Source organism: Nocardia sp. 852002-51101_SCH5132738, assembly GCF_001665695.1.
GTDB lineage: Bacteria > Actinomycetota > Actinomycetes > Mycobacteriales > Mycobacteriaceae > Nocardia > Nocardia nova.
Genome location: NZ_LZML01000133.1, coordinates 1 through 20,872 on the forward strand (window position 1 = coordinate 1; position 20,872 = coordinate 20,872).

The window sequence follows — 20,872 nt, forward strand, 5'->3', positions numbered from 1 at the left end:
GGAGGGGCTTCGCCCCCCGGACCCCCCTTCCAGCCGGTGGTGTTTCTCGTGTCGGTTGCCGAGCGGTCGTTCTCGGTCCTAGCACCGTTCGGGGCAACCTCGGGGGATCGTTCGTTCGGGGCGGCGGAGCCGGTGCAGAAAATACGGCTCTTACCAGCTGGTTTGGTAACTTTGCCGGGGAGTGTGTAACCTCGTTCAAGGCTTCAGCGCCCCGGGTTCGAGCATTCGAGTTCGGAGCGAATGTAGCCATGCCCCCTTAGCTCAGTCGGCAGAGCGTTTCCATGGTAAGGAAAAGGTCAACGGTTCGATTCCGTTAGGGGGCTCGCCGGATTGCCGGTGGTGACCGACTCGGCACTCCACACAGAGCCGAACCTGGTTCCGCCCGCATTGCCGCGCATATGGCGGTGTAGCTCAGGCGGTAGAGCAAACGACTCATAATCGTTGTGTCGCCGGTTCGAGTCCGGCCATCGCTACCCATACTGATTGACCCTCTAGGTTGACCGGAAAGAAGGCATAATCGTGGCCGCGAAGTCCACCGATGTCCGGCCAAAGATCACCTTGGCCTGCGAGCAGTGCAAGCATCGCAACTACATCACCAAGAAGAACCGGCGCAACGACCCGGATCGTCTGGAGCTGAAGAAGTTCTGCCCGAACTGCGGCACCCACCGGGCGCACCGCGAATCTCGCTAGATCTCATCGCGTGCACGCTGCCGCGCGCGAAGTCGGCGCCCGGATTCAGGGAGGTCTGTCGATGACCTTCCCGGATATTCGTGGACCGCGCCGACCCATGCAGCACTCCATGCCGGAGCAGGTTTCCCGACCCGCTCCGGCATTTGCTGTACATGCGGTAGTTTCACGCTCCGCAGACTCCCGGTAGCGGAGTCAGATAGGGACCTACTCTCCGTGACAATCAACACCGGAACCGATGCCGTGGACGCGCAGACCGCCGACAGTGAACCGTTCGACCCCTCGGCCCACGCTGCCGCCATGGTCGGGCACCACTACCGCGTCGACGACTACTACGAGGTCGGGCGCGAGAAGGTGCGCGAGTACGCACGCGCGGTGCAGGACTACCACCCCGCGCACTGGGACGAGAGCGTCGCCCGCGACTACGGCCACGACGGCCTGCTCGCACCGGTGACATTCATCTCCCTGGTCGGCATCCTGGCTCAGCGCAAGCTGTTCGAGCAGGTCGTCACGGGTTACGACCTGAGCCAGATCATGCAGACCGACCAGATCCTGGAATTCCACCGCCCGATCCGGGTCGGCGACCAGCTCACCTGCGACGTCTACCTGCACTCGTTCCGGCAGGCCTTCGGCGGCGACATCATCGTCACCAAGAACATCGTCACGGCGCAGAACGACGAGCTGGTGCTCACCACCTACACCACCCTGGTCGGCCGCAGCGGCGGTGACGTCGATCCCAATATCGCCGACGCGGTCCGCAACATCCTCATGCACGGCATGGGTGAGGCCCCCGACCGTCCCACCGCCGAGCCGCCCATCACCGCGCCCCCGGTGCCGGTGACCACCGTTCCCGAGGTCACCGTCAGCAGCCACACGCGCTCGTTCGACAGCGTGGCCGTCGGCGACGAGCTGCCGACTCGCGTCGTCCGGCTCACCCGCGGCGATCTGGTGAACTACGCCGGCGTCTCCGGTGACGCGAACCCGATCCACTGGAGCGACGAGGTCGTGGCACTCGCCGGCCTGGACAACGTGGTCGCGCACGGCATGCTGACCATGGGCCTGGGCGGCGGATTCGTCACCTCCTGGCTCGGTGATCCGGGCGCGGTGAAGGAATACAACGTGCGGTTCACCAGCCCCGTCTACGTGCCCAGCGATCATCCGGCCGAGGTCGAATACACCGGCAAGGTGAAGTCGGTGGATCCGGAGAACCGCACCGCCGTGATCGCGATCGTCGCCAGATCCGGCGGCCGGAAGATCTTCGGACGTGCGACCGCGACGGTGCAGCTGGCATGATGGTCGGCGGGCCGGTAAGCCGCTTCGCGGTGGCGGACGGCCCGATTGGCTATCCGCCGGGGCGGTAACGTACACTCGGATTTCTGGGGTCGCCAGCCACTGCGCGCTGCTCTGAGGGGCTGGTTCCGGGCGGGTGACCGCCGGGGCCGGCACACCGGCGGAGCGGCGCGCGTGTTGTGTGGCCCCGGGTTGGCACAACTGAATAAGCACCGTGCTGGATGACATTGCGATTCCAGCCGAAGGGGCGTAGCTCAATTGGCAGAGCAGCGGTCTCCAAAACCGCAGGTTGCAGGTTCAAGTCCTGTCGCCCCTGCACTGGATGCCAGCGACGAGAGAGGGTTCACGTGAGCGACGAGCGGGACATTCGCCACGGCGCGCATGCCGCCGATGACGAAGACACCGCTGCGGTCAGCCGGCCGAGTGGTAAGCGGTCGACTCGCCGGGCTCGCGCCGGATCCTCCTCGGACACCGGCTCCGTCGCCACGATCGACCGTGGTGACAGCTCGGATTCGGCATCGCGTAAGGCGTCCAAGTCGGCGGGGAAGAAGAAGACCGCCGAACGCGGTAGGGGCAATCCCTTCAAGCGTCTGGTGAAGTTCCTGCGGGAAGTCATCGCGGAACTGCGCAAGGTGATCTGGCCCAACCGCAAGCAGATGGTCACCTATACAAGCGTTGTCCTGGTGTTCGTGATCTTCATGGTCGCGTACATCAGCGGGTTGGACCTGGCGTTCATCAAGGGTGTCAACTGGCTGTTCGGCTAGCTGACCGGGTGCGTCAGGAGCGGAGCCTGCGGAGCGACCCATGGGCGCTGCTAGCCGTCCGCCACGCGAGGACGGAAACCATCCGCCGGATTCACCTCCGGCGTAGTGGATGTACGTGACGACACAGGAAGCGAGTGCCCAGTGAGCACCCCGGAGAACGGCACAACCGACGAGTTCCCGGTCGACGACGAGGCGGCGGAGACGGCCGTCGACGAGGCGACCGTCTCGGACGGTACCGAGGCGTCCTCCGGCGAAGTCGAGGGCGACACCGATACCGACGAGACCGAGACCGGCGCATCCGCGGAGCCCGCGGCACCGGAAGAGCCTGCCGACCCCGTCGCCGAGATGAAGGCCGCGCTGCGTCGCGCCCCCGGTGACTGGTACGTCATCCACTCCTACGCCGGTTACGAGAACAAGGTGAAGACCAACCTCGAGACCCGCGTGCAGAACCTGGGCCTCGAGGACTACATCTTCCAGGTCGAGGTGCCGACCGAGCAGGTCACCGAGATCAAGAACGGCCAGCGCAAGAACGTGCAGCGCAAGGTGCTGCCCGGTTACATCCTGGTCCGGATGGATCTCAACGACGAATCGTGGGGCGCGGTCCGCAACACCCCCGGCGTCACCGGATTCGTCGGCGCCACCTCCCGTCCGTCGCCGCTGACGATCAACGACGTGGTCAAGTTCCTGGTCCCGGCCGAGCAGCAGCAGAAGAAGCCGGCCGCCGCCGCGGCAGGTGCCGCCGCGTCCACGTCGGAGACCGTCACCGAGGCCGCGTCCAAGCCGGCCATCGAGGTCGACTTCGAGGTCGGCGAGTCGGTCACCGTCATGGACGGCCCGTTCGCGACGCTGCCGGCCAGCATCTCCGAGGTCAACGCCGAACAGCAGAAGCTGAAGGTGCTGGTGTCGATCTTCGGTCGCGAGACCCCGGTCGAACTCGCCTTCACGCAGGTCGCGAAGATCTAAGACTTCCGGGGTTCCGCCCCCGGGACAGGCTTACGGAAGTCCGTAAGGAACCTAAACCAAGGAAAGAAAGATGCCCCCCAAGAAGAAGAAGGTCGCCGGGCTCATCAAGCTCCAGATCCAGGCCGGTGCGGCCAACCCGGCCCCGCCGGTGGGTCCCGCGCTGGGTCAGCACGGCGTCAACATCATGGAGTTCTGCAAGGCGTACAACGCCGCGACCGAGTCGCAGCGCGGCAACGTCATCCCGGTCGAGATCACGGTCTACGAAGACCGCTCGTTCGACTTCAAGCTGAAGACTCCGCCCGCCGCCAAGCTGCTGCTGAAGGCCGCCGGTGTGCAGAAGGGCTCCGCCGAGCCGCACCGCAACAAGGTCGCCACGGTCACCATGGACCAGGTCCGTGAGATCGCCAAGACCAAGCAGGAAGATCTGAACGCCAACGACATCGATCAGGCGGCCAAGATCATCGCGGGTACCGCTCGCTCGATGGGTATCACCGTCGCCGACTGACGGTCCCCGTCTCCGCCGGTGACCGGCGGGATGTGCGTGGGAGGGACGGCCAGTCCCGACAACCACTTCTGACTTACGAACAGGACAGAGAATCATGGCAAAACGAAGCAAGGCTTATCTCGAGGCGGCCGCCAAGGTCGACCGCTCCCAGCTCTACACTCCGCTGTCGGCCACCCGGCTGGCGAAGGAGACCGCGACCACGAAGACCGACGCGACCGTCGAGGTCGCCGTCCGTCTGGGCGTCGACCCCCGCAAGGCCGACCAGATGGTCCGCGGCACCGTCAACCTGCCGCACGGCACCGGTAAGACCGCGCGCGTCATCGTGTTCGCGGCCGGTGAGAAGGCCGCCGAGGCCGAGGCCGCCGGTGCCGACGCCGTGGGCGCCGAGGATCTGATCGAGCGCATCCAGGGCGGCTGGCTGGACTTCGACGCCGCGATCGCCACCCCGGACCAGATGGCCAAGGTCGGCCGCATCGCGCGTGTGCTGGGCCCCCGCGGCCTGATGCCGAACCCGAAGACGGGCACGGTCACCACCGATGTGACCAAGGCCGTCAACGACATCAAGGGCGGCAAGATCAACTTCCGCGTCGACAAGCAGGCCAACCTGCACTTCGTGATCGGCAAGGCCTCCTTCGACGAGAAGAAGCTGGTCGAGAACTACGGCGCCGCGCTGGAGGAGATCCTGCGTGTGAAGCCGTCGACCGCCAAGGGGCGCTACGTCAAGAAGGTGACGATTTCGACGAACACCGGACCGGGCATCCCGGTGGACCCGAACCGCACCCGCAACCTCACCGAAGAGGACGCGTAAGCGTAGGTAGCTTTCGAATCCGAAGGGCCGGTAGGGATTTCCCCGCCGGCCCTTCGGCATTTCGGGAATCGCGGCGGAGCAGAGGCCTGCGGAGGCGGCCGATTTTGGGTTTCAGCTGCTCATCCGCTATTCTGTACTGCGGTCGCTGACCCGTTCGGCGATCACCCCCAATCGTTCTACCGAAGACCGTTGGTTGCTGCCGTCAGGCAGTCGAAGGTCCGGCGATATTGCCGGCGGCCCACGCAGGGAGAGCCGAGGTGAGGGACGACATATGAGCCGTGTGTTCATGTCGAGTTTCTTGTGCGCCCCGGGACCACTCTGCGTCCGGGGCGTTTGCTTTGTCGCCGGGTCGACGTAGCCTCCCCGGGCCCAGCCTCCGTGAGTCGGTAGTTCATCGCAGAACCGACCATCCAGAGAGGAGGCGAAGTATGGCGAAACCAGAGAAGGTCACCGCGGTCGCGGAGATCACCGAGCAGTTCAAGAGCGCTACGGCCACCGTGGTCACGGAATACCGTGGTCTGTCGGTCGGCAGCCTCACCCAGCTGCGTCGTGCGCTGGGCAGCAATGCCACCTACTCCGTCGCCAAGAACACCCTGGTCAAGCGTGCGGCCGCCGAGGCGGGCGTCGAAGGCCTGGATGACTTGTTCGTCGGTCCGACCGCGATCACCTTCATCACCGGTGAGCCGGTCGACGCCGCCAAGGCCCTGAAGACCTTCGCCAAGGACAACAAGGCGCTGGTCATCAAGGGTGGCTACATGGACGGCGCCCCGCTGTCGGTCTCCGAGGTCGAGCGCATCGCCGACCTGGAGTCGCGCGAGGTGCTGCTGGCCAAGCTGGCCGGCGCCATGAAGGGCAACCTGACCAAGGCGGCCGGCCTGTTCGCCGCGCCGGCCGCCCAGGTGGCTCGCCTGTTCGCCGCGCTCGAGGACAAGCAGCGCGCCGCGGGCGGTGCCGAGGCGGCTCCCGCCGCCGACGCCGAATAAGCCGACACGAACAAGTCGACAAACCAACTCTTATCTCCCCGCCGACGCGGGGATGAACTACCGAAAGGAAACACCATGGCCAACGTGGACGAGCTGCTCGAGACCATCGGCAACATGACCCTGCTGGAGCTCTCGGACTTCGTCAAGAAGTTCGAGGAGAAGTTCGAGGTCACCGCCGCCGCTCCGGTCGCGGTTGCCGCTGTCGCCGGTGGCGCTGCCGCCGGTGGCGCCGAGGCCGCCGAGGAGCAGGACGAGTTCGACGTCATCCTCGAGGGTGCCGGCGACAAGAAGATCCAGGTCATCAAGGTCGTGCGCGAGATCGTCTCCGGCCTGGGCCTGAAGGAAGCCAAGGACCTGGTCGAGGGTGCCCCGAAGCCGATCCTGGAGAAGGTCGCCAAGGACGCCGCCGACGCCGCCAAGGCCAAGCTGGAAGAGGCCGGCGCGAAGGTCTCCGTCAAGTAATTGCGGTAATCGAGTCCGGAAAAGAGCGGTCCCGTTGCGGGGCCGCTCTTTTCGCATTTTCGTGGTGAATGTTGTGGACCGCCGCGACCAGCTCATTACCGTCGACATTTCTACCGACCAGTCAGGTAGGGTGTCCTGCACCAGCGGCATGCGATACAGTGGCCGCACCCCAGTGTGACGCGTCACACCGCGCTGAAATACGGTGACGCGGCCATGGGCGCTCGTCAGAAGAAATATGGAGGTCGGCGTGGGCGTCGAAGTCAGGACCGAAGGTGTTACGAAATCTTTCGGGTCCCAGCGGATTTGGCAGGATGTCACTCTGACTCTGCCCACGGGGGAAGTCAGCGCTCTGCTCGGCCCCTCCGGTACCGGTAAGTCGGTGTTCCTGAAGTCGCTGATCGGTCTGCTGCGCCCCGAGCGCGGCTCGATCTACATCGACGGCACCGACATCACCACCTGCTCCAACAAGGAGCTCTACGAGATCCGCAAGTTGTTCGGCGTTCTGTTCCAGGACGGCGCGCTGTTCGGTTCGATGAACCTGTTCGACAACGTGGCCTTCCCGCTGCGCGAGCACACCAAGAAGAGCGAATCCGAGATCAAGCAGATCGTGATGGAGAAGCTCGAGCTGACCGGTCTGCTCGGCGCCGAAGGCAAACTGCCCGGTGAGATCTCCGGTGGTATGCGCAAGCGTGCCGGCCTGGCCCGCGCGCTGGTGCTGGACCCGCAGATCATCCTCGTCGACGAGCCGGACTCCGGTCTGGACCCGGTGCGTACTACCTATCTGTCGCAGCTGCTGATCGACATCAACGCGCAGATCGACGCGACGATTCTGATCGTTACCCACAACATCAACCTGGCTCGTAGCGTGCCCGACAACATCGGCATGCTCTTCCGCCGCCAGCTCGTCATGTTCGGTCCCCGCGAGGTGCTGCTGACGTCGGAGGAGCCGGTGGTGAAGCAGTTCCTCAACGGCCGCATGGTCGGTCCGATCGGTATGTCGGAGGAGAAGGACGAGGCCCAGATGGCGCGCGAGCAGGCGCTCGCCGACGCCGGCCACTACGACAACGGCACCGAGGAAATCGAGGGCATCATCCCGCAGATGAAGGCCACCCCGGGCATGCCTGTGCGCCAGGCCGTGGAACGCCGCCGCCGCCGCGTACTCGAGATCATGCACACCCTGCCGCATTCCGCGCAGGTGGCGATCCGTGAGTCGATGGAAGAGAACGGCGATACACAAGTCCTTCCGGCGTATACGGGTAACGGTCCGCAATATCAGGGCGGCACGTACGACACCACCGTGCGTCACGACACAACCAACGGGTAACATACGCAACCGTGAATCAACCCCTGGCACGGCTGCGCACTCCGGTCGAGTCGGGATTTGCGCAGGCCGGCAATATTTTTGCGCTGCTCATTTCCGTGGCACGCAACACCCTGCGCCGGCCTTTCCAATGGCGTGAGTTTATTGAGCAGTCGTGGTTCATCGCGAGTGTCTCGATCCTGCCCGCCGCACTGGTGGCAATCCCGTTCGGCGCCGTTGTGGCATTGCAGACCGGTTCACTTATCAAGCAGCTCGGTGCTGAATCGTTCACCGGCGCAACCAGTGTGCTGGCAACTGTGCAGCAGGCCGCGCCCGTCGTCACCGCGCTGATCATCGCCGGTGCCGCGGGTTCGGCCGTTGCTGCCGACCTCGGCTCCCGCACCATCCGCGAAGAGATCGACGCGATGGAGGTGCTCGGCATCGATCCGGTGCAGCGCCTCGTCGTGCCGCGCGTGCTCGGCATGATGCTGGTGGCGCTGTTGCTCAACGGCCTGGTCTCGGTGGTCGGCATCTGCGGTGGATATTTCTTCAATGTGTTGCTGCAGGGCGGAACTCCCGGCGCCTACCTGGCGTCGTTCTCCGCGCTGGCGCAGCTCCCGGACCTCTGGATCGGTGAATTCAAGGCACTCATCTTCGGACTGCTCGCGGGCGTGATCGCCGCATACAAAGGTTTGAATCCCAAGGGGGGACCGAAAGGTGTTGGTGACGCGGTGAATCAATCCGTGGTGATCACCTTCCTGGTGCTCTTCTTCGTCAATCTGCTTTTGACGTTGGTGTACCTGCAGGTTGTCCCGGCCAAGGGTTCGTGACGATGGTTGTTTCCCAGCGTTCTCCGATCTTTTCGAGGCGGATGCGCCGAGTAGGCGCTGCGCTCAAGTCGCCGGTGAACGTCATCGATCGCGCGGGCGATCAGATGTCGTTCTATTCCAAGGCGATCGCGTGGATTCCGCGCACGGTCGTGCATTACCGCAAGGAGGTCATGCGGCTGCTGGCCGAGGTGACCTTCGGTTCGGGTGCACTCGCGGTCATCGGCGGCACCATCGGCGTCGTGGTGATGATGTCGGCCTCGGTCGGTGTGGTCGTCGGCCTGCAGGGCTTCAAAGCGCTCGACGCCCTGGGCAGTTCGGTGCTCACCGGCTTCCTGACCGGCTACATCAATACTCGCGAATTGGCGCCGCTGGTCGCGGCATTGGCGTTGTCGGCGACGGTCGGCTGTGGTTTCACCGCGCAATTGGGTGCGATGCGAATTTCCGAGGAAATCGACGCGCTCGAGGTGATGGCGGTACCCGGCGTTCCGTTCCTGGTGACCACACGCGTGATCGCCGGATTCGTCGCGGTCATTCCGCTCTACATCGTCGGCCTGCTCGGCACGTTCATAGCGTCCAGGCAGATCAGCGTGTGGTTCAACGGGCAATCCACGGGATCGTACGACCACTATTTCGGTCTGTTCCTGCCACCCGAGGACGTGCTGTATTCGTTCGTGAAGGTGCTGGTGTTCGCCTTCGTGATCATCCTGATCCATTGCTATTACGGCTTCAACGCCACCGGCGGACCGGCCGGCGTGGGCGTGGCCGTGGGCCGCGCGGTGCGTGCGTCGATCGTGCTGGTGAACATCCTCGACTTCTTCCTCAGCCTGGCGATCTGGGGTACGACGACAACAGTGCGGGTCGCGGGATGAGCGGACAGGGCCGCGGCGCGACCGACGGGTTCGGAGGCGGCAGCGTGCGTAACCACGCAGAACGGTTCCGAAAGGTGGGAGCATGAGCGCGCGCAGTGTGCAATTCTGGCGCTCTACCGAGAAACTCCGCATCCGCACGCTGGGCATCGTGTTCTTCGTGGTGATGGCGCTGTTTCTCGGTACGACGATCGCGTCCTACAACAAGGTGTGGGTCAAGGTCGTCAAGGTGGATCTGATCACCGATACCGTCGGAAACGCATTGACCCGCAACGCGGATGTGAAAGTCCGCGGGGTCAATGTCGGCGAGGTGCGGTCCAGTGAATCCGCGAACGGCAAGGTGACGCTGCACCTGGCGATCGATCCGGACAAGGCCTCGAAGATCCCGTCCAATGTGACGGCCCGGCTGCTGCCGAAGACCCTGTTCGGTGAGCGTTATGTCGACCTGGTCTGGCCCGAGCAGCCCAGCCCGAAGCATCTGCAGGCGGGGATGACGCTGTACCAGGACGCCAGCGGCAACGCGGTCGAGGTGAGCCAGCTGCTGGATTCGATCATGCCGCTGCTGCAGGCGATTCCGCCGCAGTATCTGGCCTCGACGCTGGGCGCGCTCTCGCAGGCGCTGGGCGGTCAGGGTGAGGAACTGGGCCACACCATCGATCGGCTGGACGACATCTTCCGCGATATCAACGGCGTGATGCCGCAGCTGCAGGACGACATCCACACCTTCGCGACGGTCGCCGACACCTATTCGGACGCGTTGCCGCAGCTGGTGGATGCCTTCGACAATCTGCGCACGCTGAATGCCACCATCGTGCAGAAGCGTTCGCAGTTGGACACGCTGTACTCGGTCCTGACCCCGACGTCGTCGAAGACCGCCGACTTCCTGACGGCCAACCACGACAACATCATCGACATCGCGGCCGATTCGCGGGGCGCGCTGGAACTGCTGGCGACGTATTCGCCGGAGTACGCCTGCACGATGAAGAACTTCGCGCAACTGAAGCCGCGTATCGATAACCTCTTCGGCAAGGGCACGGATATGCCGGGTTCGCGGGTGACGATCGAGATCACCAATCCGCGTGGCCGGTATCTGCCGAATCAGGACGAGCCGCGCTGGCTGGACACGAACCGGCCGCCGGCATGTTTCCCCGAATATCCGCTGGGCGTGGACCCCGGTCAGTACCCGACCGGATCGGCCAACGACGGCTCTTACCAGCCGCCGACCCGCAATCCGGGCGACCAGAACATCGGTCAGCTGCCCCCGGCACAGTTCTCGGTCTACGGCGCGCAGAGCGCGACGAGTATGGGTTCGCCCGCCGAACAGCACACCCTGGGTGCGATCTACGGTGCGGCGAACGGGGTTTCGCCCGATCAGGTGCCCGGCTGGGTGAGCCGGATCGGCGCCCCCGCGATGCGTGGAAGTGAGGTGAGTGTGCGATGAAGGCAAAGTTGCGTGGTCTGGGCGGACCCCTGACCAAACTGGGCATCTTCGTGCTCGTGACAGTGCTCGCGACCGCGTTCCTGGCGCTCACCATCGCCAACTATTCCGGCGGCGGCACCGAGTTCAAGGCGCGGTTCAGTGATGTGACGTCGCTGAACAAGGGCGACGAGGTGCGCATCGCCGGTGTACGGGTCGGCAAGGTGACCAAGGTGTCGGTGGTCGACCGCAGCCTGGCCGAGGTGCATTTCCAGCTCACCGACCGGGATTGGCTGCCCGCCTCCACCACCGCGACCATCCGCTACCGCAACCTCGTGGGACAGCGGTACATCGCGTTGGAGCAGGGCGCCGGCCAGCAGGGCCGCAAGATCACCGAGGGCGCCACGATTCCGCTGGAGCGGACCAAGCCCGCGCTGAATCTCACCACCCTGTTCAACGGTTTCCGGCCGCTGTTCCAGACGCTGTCGGCCGAGGACGTGAACAAGCTGTCCTACGAGATCATCCAGGTCTTCCAGGGTGAATCGGGCACGATCACCGATCTGGTGCGCAACACCGCGAGCCTGACGAACAAGATCGCCGACAAGGACGCCGTGATCGGCGAGATCGTCAAGAACCTCAACCAGGTGCTGGATGCGGTCAACGCCCGCGACGGACAGCTCAACGATCTGATCGTCAATACCGAGGCGCTGGTCAGCGGGCTCAATGCCGAACGCGGCACGATCGGCTCGGCGGTGCAGTCGCTGGGCAATCTGGCCTCGGCGACCGCCGATCTGCTGGTTCCCACCCGGCCGACCCTGCAGGGTTCGATCGCCGGTCTGAACCAGTTGACCGGGACGCTGAACGATCGCTCCGGCGAGGTGAACCAGGCACTGGAGAATCTGCCGATCAAGATGGAGAAACTGGGCCGGGCGGCCAGCTACGGCTCGTGGTTCCAGTTCTATCTCTGCGGTATCGATATCGTCGCCGGCCCCGGGGTGCAGGATGCGCCGCAATTGAACCTGCCGGCCCAGATGCCGACAGTGAATCAGCCGGTCTACACCAACCCGGCGCCGCGCTGTCACGGGAAGGGTGGCCGCTGATGGAAGACCGGGTTCTCTTCGGCAGGCGCAGCCCGGCGTTCATGGGCGGGCTCGGCCTGTTCATGGTGCTGCTGGTCGCGCTGTCGGCGTTCTTCTTGGACAAGCTGCCGATCATCGGCGCGAGCACCAGCTACACCGCGGAATTCTCCGAGGCGGCGGGCCTGAAAAAGGGTAACGAGGTTCGCATCGCGGGCGTGAAGGTCGGCGATGTGTCCGATGTGCGCCTGGACGGCGACCGCGTGCTGGTCGACTTCCGGACCAAGGACGCGTGGATCGGCGATGCCACCACCGCGTCCATCCAGATCAAGACCCTGCTCGGGCAGAAGTATCTGGCGCTGGATCCCAAGGGTTCCCACCCGGCCGATCCGGACAAGCGAATCCCGTTGTCGCGCACGGTTTCTCCGTACGATGTGGTCGAAGCCTTCAGCGACGCCGCGTCGAGTATCGAGAAGACCGACACCGCGCAGCTGGCCACCAGCTTCCGAGTGCTCTCGGATGCGTTCTCCGGCACCCCGCCGGAGATCCGCGGCTCGATCGACGGCGTCGCCCGGTTGTCGGAGACGCTGGCCAAGCGCGACGAAGAGCTCAAGCACCTGTTCAACGCGACCAACAAGACCACCAAGGTGCTCGCCGATCGCAACGAGCAGTTCGAGCGGTTGCTGGCCAACGGCGGTCAGCTGCTGGCCGAGTTGAACGTCCGCCAGCAGGCCATCTCGCAGCTGCTCAACGGAGCGAAAACCGTTGCCGCCGAATTGAGTGCGCTGGTGCACGACAACGAGCAGCAGATCGGTCCGGCGCTGACCAATCTGAAGAAGTCCATCGACATGCTCAACGACAATCAGCAGAACATCTCCAAGACGCTGAAGCTGGCGGCGCCGTTCTACGGCCTGTACGCCAACGTGCTGGGTAACGGGCGCTGGTTCGACGCGGTGATCGTCAACCTGATCCCGCCGGCGCTGCCGGAGATTCCGGGTAACCGCCCGCCGATCCGCACTCTGGGAGGCAACTGATGCAGGCTGCTCTCGGTAAGGGATCGCGCCGGGATCCGCTGACCGCGATCCGGGAATCCGGCCGCGGCACCAAGATCGCTCTCGCCCTCGGCACGGTCGCCGTGGTGGTCCTCGCCGGTGTGCTGTGGTGGGTGTTCAGCAGTTACAACACCACCAAGATCACCGCCTACTTCGACAAGTCGATCGGCATCTATGAGGGCTCCGAGGTGCGCATCCTCGGTGTCCCGGTGGGCAAGGTCGATTCGGTGACGCCGCAGGGCGATCAGGTGAAGGTCACCATGCACGTCGACCGGAAATACGACATTCCGGCCGACGCCAAGGCCGCTCAGATCACGCCGTCGGTGGTGTCGGACCGCTACATCCAGCTCACGCCCGTCTACAAGGGCGGGCCGAAGATGCCGCGCAACGCCACCATCCCGCGCGACCGCACGGCGACCCCGGTCGAGGTCGACCGGCTGTACAAGAGCATCCAGGAACTGTCGGATGCGTTGGGACCCAACGGCGCCAACAAGGACGGCGCGGTGAACGAGCTGGTCCGCACCGGTGCGGCGAATCTGACCGGAAACGGCGACGCGCTGGCCAACAGCCTGACCCAGCTCTCGCACGCCGCCCGGTATCTGTCCGATGCCCGTGGTGACATCTTCGACACGATCAAGAATTTGCAGGTCTTCGTGCACACCCTGGCGGTCAACGACCAGCAGGTGCGCGAATTCAACACGCAGCTGGCGGATCTGGCCGGATTCCTCTCCGGTGAGCGGGAAAACCTCGGGCAGGCACTGAATCTGCTGTCGATCGCCCTCGGCGATGTCGCCCGGTTCATCGACAACAACCGGGATCTGGTGGCCGACAACGCCGACGCGCTGACCAAGCTGACCCAGACGCTGGCCGACCAGCGCCAGGATGTGGCGAACGCGCTGCCGGTGCTGCCGCTGGCGCTGAGCAACCTGATCAACATTCACAACGGTGAATCCGGCACGCTGGACATGCGTGCCAACTTCACCGATCTGCAGAACCCGTTCGGCGCCGTCTGCAAGATGCTCGACCTCGGCCAATTGCGGCCGGGCGACCCGAAATTCGATGCGATCAGCCGGCAGATGCGCCCGATTCTGGATCAGTGCAAGGTGATCACCGATCAGATCAAGGACGGTGTGCAGACGCCGTCGCTGGTGTTGCCGTTCGGCATCCTCAGCGGTGAGAACATCCAGAAGACCCCGGCTCCCGGCAGCGTGCCGGGCACCCCGTCGGACCGGCAGCCGCCGTCGCAGCAGGAAGGTGGCCAGCGATGACGCCCTTCGCATTCCGCAGGACGGCCCGCGGACTGGGTGCCGTCGCGGTGGTCGGCGTGACCGCGGTGCTGGTGGGTTCGTGCTCGTCGGACGGTATCTACAGCGTGCCGCTGCCCGGCGGCGCCGATGTGGGTGACCACCCGATGCATATCGACGTGCGCTTCGACGACGTGCTGGATCTGGTGCCGCAGTCGGCGGTCAAGGTCGAGGGTGTGCCGGTGGGGCGGGTGGAGTCCATCGACGTCGCCCCGGACGGCTGGACCGCCAGCGTGCACACGGTGGTCAACTCGTCGGTGAAGCTGCCCGCCAACGCGCACGCCGAGGTGCGGCAGTCCAATCTGCTCGGTGAGAAATTCGTCGAGTTGTCCGCGCCGAAGGACGAGGCCTCGCCCGATCGGTTGAAGGACGGCGCGGTCATCCCCGTCGACCGGACCCGGCACGCGGTCGAGATCGAACAGGTTCTCGGTGCGCTGTCGCTGCTGCTCAACGGCGGTGGCGTGGCGCAGCTGCAGCCCATCGTGGTGGAACTGAACAAGGCGCTGGCCGGCCGGGAGAACCGGGTGCGGTCGCTGCTGGATCAGGCCGACACCCTCATCGACGGCCTCAACCAGCAGGTTGCCGATATCCAGCACGCGCTCGACAGCCTGGGCACGTTGTCCAGCCGGGTGGGGCAGCAGTCCGATCAGATCGGCAAGATCCTCGACGAGCTGCCGGCCGGTATCAAGATTCTCGACGAGCAGCGGCCGCAGCTGATCGGCTTGCTGAAGCAGCTCGACCGGGTCGGTCAGGCGGGCGTCGACGTGCTGGACCGGTCCAAGGACAACCTGATCCGCGATCTGCAGTCGCTGCGGCCGACGCTGCAGGAGCTGGGCCGTTCGGCGCCGGATCTGGTGACCGCCTTCCCCCTCATTCCGACTTACCCGTTCCCGGACGAGGCGATCAAATCGACCTTCGGTGGTTCGGTGAACACCTGGCTGTCGGTGGACACGCAGATCGGCGTCCTGATGTCGAATCTCGGTGTGGGCAAACCGGATCCGGTGTACATCCCGCCGAAGTACGGGCCGCCGGTGCCGGTGGATCCGACCAATCCGTATTACAACGGCAACGGCCCGCGGCCGGGCTGGCCGACGGTATCGCTGGTGCCGCTGCCGCCGACCGTGGTGGCGCCGGCCCCGGCCAAGCCGGGTGACCCGATCGGGTCGATTCTGGATCAGTTGGGAGCGAAGCCACGATGAGTAGATTGGTGCGCTACCAGCTGGTCGCCTTCGCGGTGATCGCCGTGCTCGGCGTGGTGTTCGTCGGCGCGAAGTACATCCACCTCGACCACATGCTCGGCTTCGGCCAGTATCAGGTGAAGGTGAAGGCGAAGACCACCGCCAATCTGTCCAAGGGCGCCGAGGTGACCTATCGCGGTGTGCCGGTCGGGCGGGTGGACTCGCTCGATGTCACCCCCGACGGCGTGATGATCTATCTGGAGCTGGATTCCGGGAAGCCGAAGGTCCCGGCCGGCGCCAAGGCCGTGATCGCCAACCGCTCGGCGATCGGTGAGCAGTACATGGATCTGGTGCCGGATACGGCGAAGGGGCCCTACCTGCGCGACGGCTCGGTCATCGACGGTGCCGAGACCCCGATTCCGGTCGAGGATCTGCTCGCCAGCGTCAACCACTTCTCGAGCACGACGGATCTGACGGCGTTGAGCACGACCGTCACCGAACTCGGTAAGGCCTTCGACGGACAGGGCGACAACCTGCGCATCCTCGTCGATTCGCTGAACAAGTTCTCCCAGACGGGAATCGGGGCGCTGCCGCAGACCGTGCAGTTGATCCGGGACGCTCAGACCGTACTCGGCACGCAAGCCGATCAGTCTCCGGCGATCCGGACCTTCAGCGACGGCCTGGATCGGCTCGCGGTGCAGCTGCGGGCCAACGATCCCGATATCCGGCGGTTGATCGGCACGGGCGCCGACGCCGGCGACCAGATCGGCAAGCTGCTCGATCAGAGCGCGCAGCCGCTGACCACGGATCTGTCGAATCTGCGGCTGCTGCTGCAGGCGGTGTCGCCGCAGACCTACACGCTGAAGCCGCTGCTGCAGATGCTGCCGCTGCTGTCGGTCGGTGGTTCGGCGACCGCGCCCGGCGACGGTACGACCCACTTCGGCCTGGTGCTGGAAACCAACAACCCACCGGCCTGTACCGTCGGGTACGAGGGAACTCAGCGCATTCTCGACCAGATGAAGGCGCAGAACCCCAATTTCGACGACACCCGTGACGATTTCCCGTTCAACACGGACGCGAAATGCACGGTGCCGTTCGGAAGTCCGACCGACGTCCGCGGCGGCGCGCGTGCGCAGTACGCCGATCCGAATGTCCCGCAGCCGTGGGATTCCAAGCCCAAGACCGATCCGGACAAGCTCAACCTGAGCCCCGTCGCCATCCAGCTGGCCACTCTCATCGGAGTGACTCCGAAGCGGTGAGGCGGGCACGGAGGCAAGTCCGGAAAACCGACGACGCTAGGGTGTCGCTGTGAGTTCTGATCTGCCCAACCCCTCCTCGCAACCTGCGGTGGAGCCGCCGGACGATGCCGAAAAGGCGGTAGCTGATCCGTCGCCGGCCGCCGCCCGGCCCAGCTCCTCGACGCTACGCACGGTCGTGACCTCGGTCGCGGCGGTGTGGCTGGTGGCGGCCCTGGTGCTGGCGGCCTGGTTCGGCGCCGGCTGGGTGCGCGCGATGTGGTTCACCGACGGTCCGCGCGCCGATGCGCGCGATACCGCGCTGGATGCGGCCCGGCAGGCGGCGATCAACCTCACCTCGATGAATCCCAGCGATGTCGAGGGGTCGATCACCACCATGCGGTCCTCGATGACCGGCGACATGCTGACCCAGCTCAACGAGAACCACGACCGCATCAAGGATGCCGCCGAGAAGTCGAAGACCAAGATCGACAGCAAGGTGCTGGGCGCGGCGCTGAGCTCGCTGGACAGTGAGCGCGACAAGGCCTCGGCGATCGTGGTGCTGAAACTCACGCAGACCGCGCCCAACGTTCCGGTGCAGTCCTTCCGGGCCACCTGGACGCTGGATATGAAGAAGGACGGCGACACCTGGAAGGCCGAGCAGGCCAATTCGCTCGGCCAGCTGGTGTCGCTGGACACCCCCGGTCCCGCCGGGGCGGCACAGCCGCCCGCGAACGGAAACGCCGCGCCGGCGCCGGCGCCCGCGAATCCGTCCGAGGCGCCCGCCCCCCAGCCGGGATCGTAGGAGAGGTACACCGATGGCATCCCGTCCGCCGATCAACAAGGTTTCCCCCCGGCTCACACCCGGCGATCGCTCGTCCGACGCCGCCGATCGCACGATCCGGCGTCGCGGCGCGGCCGATCGCGCCGCATCCGGCGGGAAGTCCGCCAAGCCCGCCGGTAAGTCCGCCAAAGCCAAATCACGCACCAAGACCGTGCGCGCGGGTGCCGCGGGCACCCGCCCGGCCCCGCCGGTGGCGTCGCGCCGGCCCCGGAAGTTGCCCCGCCCCGGTCGGTTGCCGCGGCCCGCATTGGCCACCTGGGGTCTGGCCGCGGGACTGATCGTGGCGAGCCTGCTGCTGACGGCGTTCGCCGTGGTCGCGGCCTTCAAGCCGGGGGTGGACGACGGCAACAAGGCCTTCGTCGACACCAAGGCCACCCAGGAAGTGACCGCAGCTGCCGACAACGCGCTCAAAACGGTCTATTCCTACGACGTGAAGACCGTCGGCGGCTACAAGGACGCCGTGCACAAGGTCGTCACAGGCAAGATGCGCGGCGATTTCGACAAATTCGCCGATACGACGATCTCCGCGATTCAGCAGGCGCAGTCGACCGCGCAAGCCACTCCCGATCCGATCGGTGTGACTTTGCTCACTGATGATCGGGCGGAACTGCTGGTGAATCTGACCGTCAGCGCGACCAAGAACGGCGCTCCGCAGGAGAGCGCCTCGGGTCCGATCGTGTTGCACATGCAGAAGGTGGACGGTCACTGGCTGGCGAGCGAGATCGCCGACCGTTGAGTGGCCCAGACGGATTCGGAAGTATGTTCGAGCCCGTCACCTGCGGAATCTTCCCAGCTCAGCGGCGGATATTCGCCCGCGTGACGGTGTGATTCGCCAGCGCCACAGGGGATCTCGCAGTTATCGAGGTGGTCTCGCCACTTGACGACTTACGTCCGAACCGTCACGCTATTCACAACAGCGGCAGCTGTGACAGGGTCGAGTACCCAGGTCGAGGCGCCGCCGGAGACTCGAACGCAGCCAGCGGAAGCGGGTCCGGCGCGCCGAACATCCGGAACTCGGTTCGGATGGTACTTTGACACCCCTTCTTCGTGGGTGTAGGTTTGGACTTTGCGCTGGCTGCCTCCTGTCCATTCCTTGATCGCATCACGAAAGTTCCACCGTTGAGGTGTTACTTCCGTTGTTTGCTGTTCGGGTTTTGTCCGGGTTGTAACCAGCAGAACTCGTAGCAGACAAGCGACGGTCGCTTGGTGTCTTGTACGTACAGGCACCGGGCGACGCGCGTGAGGTGCTGGAAGGACGCATCTTGGCAGTCTCCACCCAGACCAAGGCCGGTATTCCCGGAGCCCCGAAGCGGGTGTCTTTCGCGAAGATTCGTGAGCCCTTGGAGGTTCCGGACCTTCTCGATCTACAAACCGAATCGTTCGCGTGGCTGGTCGGTGCCCCCGATTGGCGTGAGCGGGCCATCGCCCGGGGCGACGCCAGCCCGGTCGGTGGGCTGGAGGAGGTGCTCGAGGAGCTCTCGCCGATCGAGGACTTCTCCGGTTCGATGTCCCTGTCCTTCTCCGATCCGCGCTTCGAAGAGGTCAAGGCCTCGATCGATGAGTGCAAGGACAAGGACATGACCTACGCGGCGCCGTTGTTCGTGACCGCGGAGTTCATCAACAACAACACCGGTGAGATCAAGTCTCAGACGGTATTCATGGGTGATTTCCCGATGATGACCGACAAGGGCACGTTCATCATCAACGGCACCGAGCGCGTGGTCGTGTCGCAGTTGGTGCGTTCGCCGGGTGTGTACTTCGACGAGTCCATCGACAAGGGCACCGAGAAGACGCTGCACAGCGTCCGTGTCATCCCGTCGCGCGGTGCGTGGCTGGAATTCGATGTCGACAAGCGCGACACCGTCGGTGTGCGTATCGACCGCAAGCGTCGTCAGCCGGTCACCGTGCTGCTGAAGGCGCTGGGCATGACCACCGAGGAGATCACCGAGCGTTTCGGTTTCTCCGAGATCATGCTGTCGACCCTGGAGAAGGACAACACCGCCGGCCAGGACGAGGCGCTGCTCGACATCTACCGCAAGCTGCGTCCGGGCGAGCCGCCGACCAAGGAGTCCGCGCAGACCCTGCTGGAGAACCTGTTCTTCAAGGAGAAGCGCTACGACCTGGCTCGTGTGGGCCGCTACAAGGTCAACAAGAAGCTGGGCGTCAACGCCGGCGAGCCGATCACCGGTTCGACGCTGACCCGCGAGGACATCGTCGCCACCATCGAGTACCTGGTGCGTCTGCACCAGGGCGACAACTCGATGACCGTGCCCGGCGGCGTCGAGGTCCCCGTCGACGTCGACGATATCGACCACTTCGGCAACCGTCGCCTGCGTACCGTCGGCGAGCTGATCCAGAACCAGCTGCGCGTCGGCCTCTCGCGTATGGAGCGGGTCGTGCGTGAGCGCATGACCACCCAGGACGTCGAGGCCATCACCCCGCAGACCCTGATCAACATCCGCCCGATCACGGCGGCGATCCGGGAGTTCTTCGGCACCTCGCAGCTGTCGCAGTTCATGGACCAGAACAACCCGCTGTCGGGTCTGACCCACAAGCGTCGTCTGTCGGCGCTGGGCCCGGGTGGTCTGTCCCGTGAGCGCGCCGGCCTGGAAGTCCGCGACGTGCACCCCTCGCACTACGGCCGCATGTGCCCGATCGAGACCCCGGAAGGCCCGAACATCGGCCTGATCGGTTCGCTGTCGGTGTACGCGCGGGTCAACCCGTTCGGCTTCATCGAGACCCCCTACCGCAAGGTGGAGAACGGCCGCGTCACCGACGAGGTCAAGTACCTGACCGCCGACGAGGAGGACCGGCACGTCCGGGCCCAGGCGAACTCGCCCGTCGACGCCGACGGCAACTTCCTCGACGACCGCGTGCTCGCCCGCCGTGGTAACGAGGAGATGGAATTCGTCTCCCCGGCCGAGGTCGATTACATGGACGTCTCCCCGCGCCAGATGGTGTCGGTGGCGACGGCGATGATTCCGTTCCTGGAGCACGACGACGCCAACCGTGCCCTGATGGGCGCGAACATGCAGCGTCAGGCCGTGCCGCTGATCCGTTCCGAGTCGCCGCTGGTCGGCACCGGTATGGAGCTGCGTGCCGCGGTGGACGCCGGCGACGTCGTCGTCAACGAGAAGCCGGGTGTGGTGGAAGAGGTTTCGGCCGACTACATCACCGTCATGCACGACGACGGCACTCGTAAGAGCTACCGGATGCGGAAGTTCGCCCGCTCCAACCAGGGCACCTGCGCCAACCAGCGTCCGATCGTGGACGAGGGCCAGCGGGTCGAGCACGGCCAGGTTCTGGCG

At 65.1% G+C, this 20,872-nt stretch carries 20 protein-coding genes and 3 tRNA genes; all 23 read left to right on the top strand.

The window, feature by feature from the left end; genetic code table 11:
* Positions 1 to 250: 250 nt before the first annotated feature.
* Positions 251 to 323 (top strand) — tRNA-Thr (locus A5789_RS19335).
* Between the two features lie 77 nt (positions 324 to 400).
* Positions 401 to 473 (top strand) — tRNA-Met (locus tag A5789_RS19340).
* 46 nt (positions 474 to 519) lie between these two features.
* Entirely contained in the window at positions 520 to 690 is a 171-nt protein-coding gene (gene rpmG, locus A5789_RS19345; RefSeq protein WP_011211653.1) for a 50S ribosomal protein L33, read from the top strand.
* Between the two features lie 219 nt (positions 691 to 909).
* Positions 910 to 1,980: a fused (3R)-hydroxyacyl-ACP dehydratase subunits HadA/HadB gene (locus tag A5789_RS19350; protein WP_063015420.1), complete on the top strand. Its 1,071-nt coding sequence runs from the start codon at positions 910 to 912 to the stop codon at positions 1,978 to 1,980.
* A gap of 240 nt (positions 1,981 to 2,220) precedes the next feature.
* Positions 2,221 to 2,293 (top strand) — tRNA-Trp (locus A5789_RS19355).
* Between the two features lie 31 nt (positions 2,294 to 2,324).
* The gene (secE, locus tag A5789_RS19360) at positions 2,325 to 2,741 is read left to right on the top strand and encodes a preprotein translocase subunit SecE (RefSeq protein ID WP_030516274.1); all 417 of its coding nucleotides are present in this window, start codon (positions 2,325 to 2,327) and stop codon (positions 2,739 to 2,741) included.
* A 141-nt stretch (positions 2,742 to 2,882) separates the two neighbouring features.
* Positions 2,883 to 3,704 (top strand): transcription termination/antitermination protein NusG, encoded by an 822-nt coding sequence (nusG, locus tag A5789_RS19365; RefSeq protein ID WP_064902346.1) that lies wholly within the window; start codon positions 2,883 to 2,885, stop codon positions 3,702 to 3,704.
* Positions 3,705 to 3,774: 70 nt separating this feature from the next.
* Positions 3,775 to 4,209, top strand: a complete 435-nt coding sequence (gene rplK / locus A5789_RS19370; protein ID WP_030516276.1) for a 50S ribosomal protein L11 — start codon at positions 3,775 to 3,777, stop codon at positions 4,207 to 4,209.
* 94 nt (positions 4,210 to 4,303) lie between these two features.
* Positions 4,304 to 5,017, top strand: a complete 714-nt coding sequence (gene rplA, locus A5789_RS19375) for a 50S ribosomal protein L1 (protein WP_030516277.1) — start codon at positions 4,304 to 4,306, stop codon at positions 5,015 to 5,017.
* A gap of 428 nt (positions 5,018 to 5,445) precedes the next feature.
* Entirely contained in the window at positions 5,446 to 6,000 is a 555-nt protein-coding gene (gene rplJ, locus A5789_RS19380) for a 50S ribosomal protein L10 (RefSeq protein WP_064902347.1), read from the top strand.
* Positions 6,001 to 6,075: 75 nt separating this feature from the next.
* Positions 6,076 to 6,462 (top strand): 50S ribosomal protein L7/L12, encoded by a 387-nt coding sequence (rplL, locus tag A5789_RS19385; RefSeq protein WP_063002280.1) that lies wholly within the window; start codon positions 6,076 to 6,078, stop codon positions 6,460 to 6,462.
* Between the two features lie 235 nt (positions 6,463 to 6,697).
* Complete coding sequence (locus A5789_RS19390; protein WP_063015378.1) at positions 6,698 to 7,786, top strand: ABC transporter ATP-binding protein; 1,089 nt, start codon at positions 6,698 to 6,700, stop codon at positions 7,784 to 7,786.
* An 11-nt stretch (positions 7,787 to 7,797) separates the two neighbouring features.
* Positions 7,798 to 8,592 carry an ABC transporter permease gene (locus tag A5789_RS19395; protein ID WP_051025193.1) on the top strand — a complete coding sequence of 265 codons (795 nt, stop codon included), beginning with the start codon at positions 7,798 to 7,800 and terminating at the stop codon, positions 8,590 to 8,592.
* 41 nt (positions 8,593 to 8,633) lie between these two features.
* Positions 8,634 to 9,461 carry an ABC transporter permease gene (locus tag A5789_RS19400; RefSeq protein ID WP_086006975.1) on the top strand — a complete coding sequence of 276 codons (828 nt, stop codon included), beginning with the start codon at positions 8,634 to 8,636 and terminating at the stop codon, positions 9,459 to 9,461.
* Between the two features lie 82 nt (positions 9,462 to 9,543).
* On the top strand, positions 9,544 to 10,899 hold the full coding sequence (locus A5789_RS19405; protein WP_064902348.1) for an MCE family protein: 1,356 nt from the start codon (positions 9,544 to 9,546) through the stop codon (positions 10,897 to 10,899).
* The gene (locus A5789_RS19410; RefSeq protein ID WP_174554990.1) at positions 10,896 to 11,975 is read left to right on the top strand and encodes an MCE family protein; all 1,080 of its coding nucleotides are present in this window, start codon (positions 10,896 to 10,898) and stop codon (positions 11,973 to 11,975) included. Before A5789_RS19405 ends, A5789_RS19410 begins: the two co-directional genes overlap by 4 nt.
* Positions 11,975 to 12,985 carry an MCE family protein gene (locus tag A5789_RS19415; RefSeq protein WP_063015377.1) on the top strand — a complete coding sequence of 337 codons (1,011 nt, stop codon included), beginning with the start codon at positions 11,975 to 11,977 and terminating at the stop codon, positions 12,983 to 12,985. Before A5789_RS19410 ends, A5789_RS19415 begins: the two co-directional genes overlap by 1 nt.
* Positions 12,985 to 14,271, top strand: coding sequence for an MCE family protein (locus tag A5789_RS19420; RefSeq protein WP_081879585.1), 1,287 nt, complete (start codon positions 12,985 to 12,987; stop codon positions 14,269 to 14,271). The genes A5789_RS19415 and A5789_RS19420 overlap by 1 nt, the downstream gene beginning before the upstream one ends.
* On the top strand, positions 14,268 to 15,506 hold the full coding sequence (locus A5789_RS19425) for an MCE family protein (RefSeq protein ID WP_082940819.1): 1,239 nt from the start codon (positions 14,268 to 14,270) through the stop codon (positions 15,504 to 15,506). Before A5789_RS19420 ends, A5789_RS19425 begins: the two co-directional genes overlap by 4 nt.
* A complete protein-coding gene (locus A5789_RS19430; RefSeq protein ID WP_063015376.1) occupies positions 15,503 to 16,744 on the top strand; it encodes an MCE family protein in 1,242 nt (413 codons plus the stop codon). Before A5789_RS19425 ends, A5789_RS19430 begins: the two co-directional genes overlap by 4 nt.
* Before the next feature lie 49 nt (positions 16,745 to 16,793).
* Positions 16,794 to 17,525, top strand: coding sequence for a hypothetical protein (locus tag A5789_RS19435; protein ID WP_082940820.1), 732 nt, complete (start codon positions 16,794 to 16,796; stop codon positions 17,523 to 17,525).
* A gap of 13 nt (positions 17,526 to 17,538) precedes the next feature.
* A complete protein-coding gene (locus A5789_RS19440) occupies positions 17,539 to 18,300 on the top strand; it encodes a hypothetical protein (protein ID WP_063015374.1) in 762 nt (253 codons plus the stop codon).
* A 508-nt stretch (positions 18,301 to 18,808) separates the two neighbouring features.
* Positions 18,809 to 20,872, top strand: a 2,064-nt coding sequence (locus A5789_RS19445) for a DNA-directed RNA polymerase subunit beta (protein ID WP_082940821.1), incomplete at its 3' end; no start/stop codon positions are given.

Coding starts and splice junctions, on each gene's coding strand:
- rplK (WP_030516276.1), top strand. CDS start 3,775: ATGCCCCCCAAGAAGAAGAAGGTCGCCGGGCTCATCAAGCTCCAGATC.
- rplA (WP_030516277.1), top strand. CDS start 4,304: ATGGCAAAACGAAGCAAGGCTTATCTCGAGGCGGCCGCCAAGGTCGAC.
- rplJ (WP_064902347.1), top strand. CDS start 5,446: ATGGCGAAACCAGAGAAGGTCACCGCGGTCGCGGAGATCACCGAGCAG.
- rplL (WP_063002280.1), top strand. CDS start 6,076: ATGGCCAACGTGGACGAGCTGCTCGAGACCATCGGCAACATGACCCTG.
- A5789_RS19390 (WP_063015378.1), top strand. CDS start 6,698: ATGGAGGTCGGCGTGGGCGTCGAAGTCAGGACCGAAGGTGTTACGAAA.
- A5789_RS19400 (WP_086006975.1), top strand. CDS start 8,634: ATGCGCCGAGTAGGCGCTGCGCTCAAGTCGCCGGTGAACGTCATCGAT.
- A5789_RS19405 (WP_064902348.1), top strand. CDS start 9,544: ATGAGCGCGCGCAGTGTGCAATTCTGGCGCTCTACCGAGAAACTCCGC.
- A5789_RS19410 (WP_174554990.1), top strand. CDS start 10,896: ATGAAGGCAAAGTTGCGTGGTCTGGGCGGACCCCTGACCAAACTGGGC.
- A5789_RS19415 (WP_063015377.1), top strand. CDS start 11,975: ATGGAAGACCGGGTTCTCTTCGGCAGGCGCAGCCCGGCGTTCATGGGC.
- A5789_RS19420 (WP_081879585.1), top strand. CDS start 12,985: ATGCAGGCTGCTCTCGGTAAGGGATCGCGCCGGGATCCGCTGACCGCG.
- A5789_RS19425 (WP_082940819.1), top strand. CDS start 14,268: ATGACGCCCTTCGCATTCCGCAGGACGGCCCGCGGACTGGGTGCCGTC.
- A5789_RS19430 (WP_063015376.1), top strand. CDS start 15,503: ATGAGTAGATTGGTGCGCTACCAGCTGGTCGCCTTCGCGGTGATCGCC.
- A5789_RS19440 (WP_063015374.1), top strand. CDS start 17,539: ATGGCATCCCGTCCGCCGATCAACAAGGTTTCCCCCCGGCTCACACCC.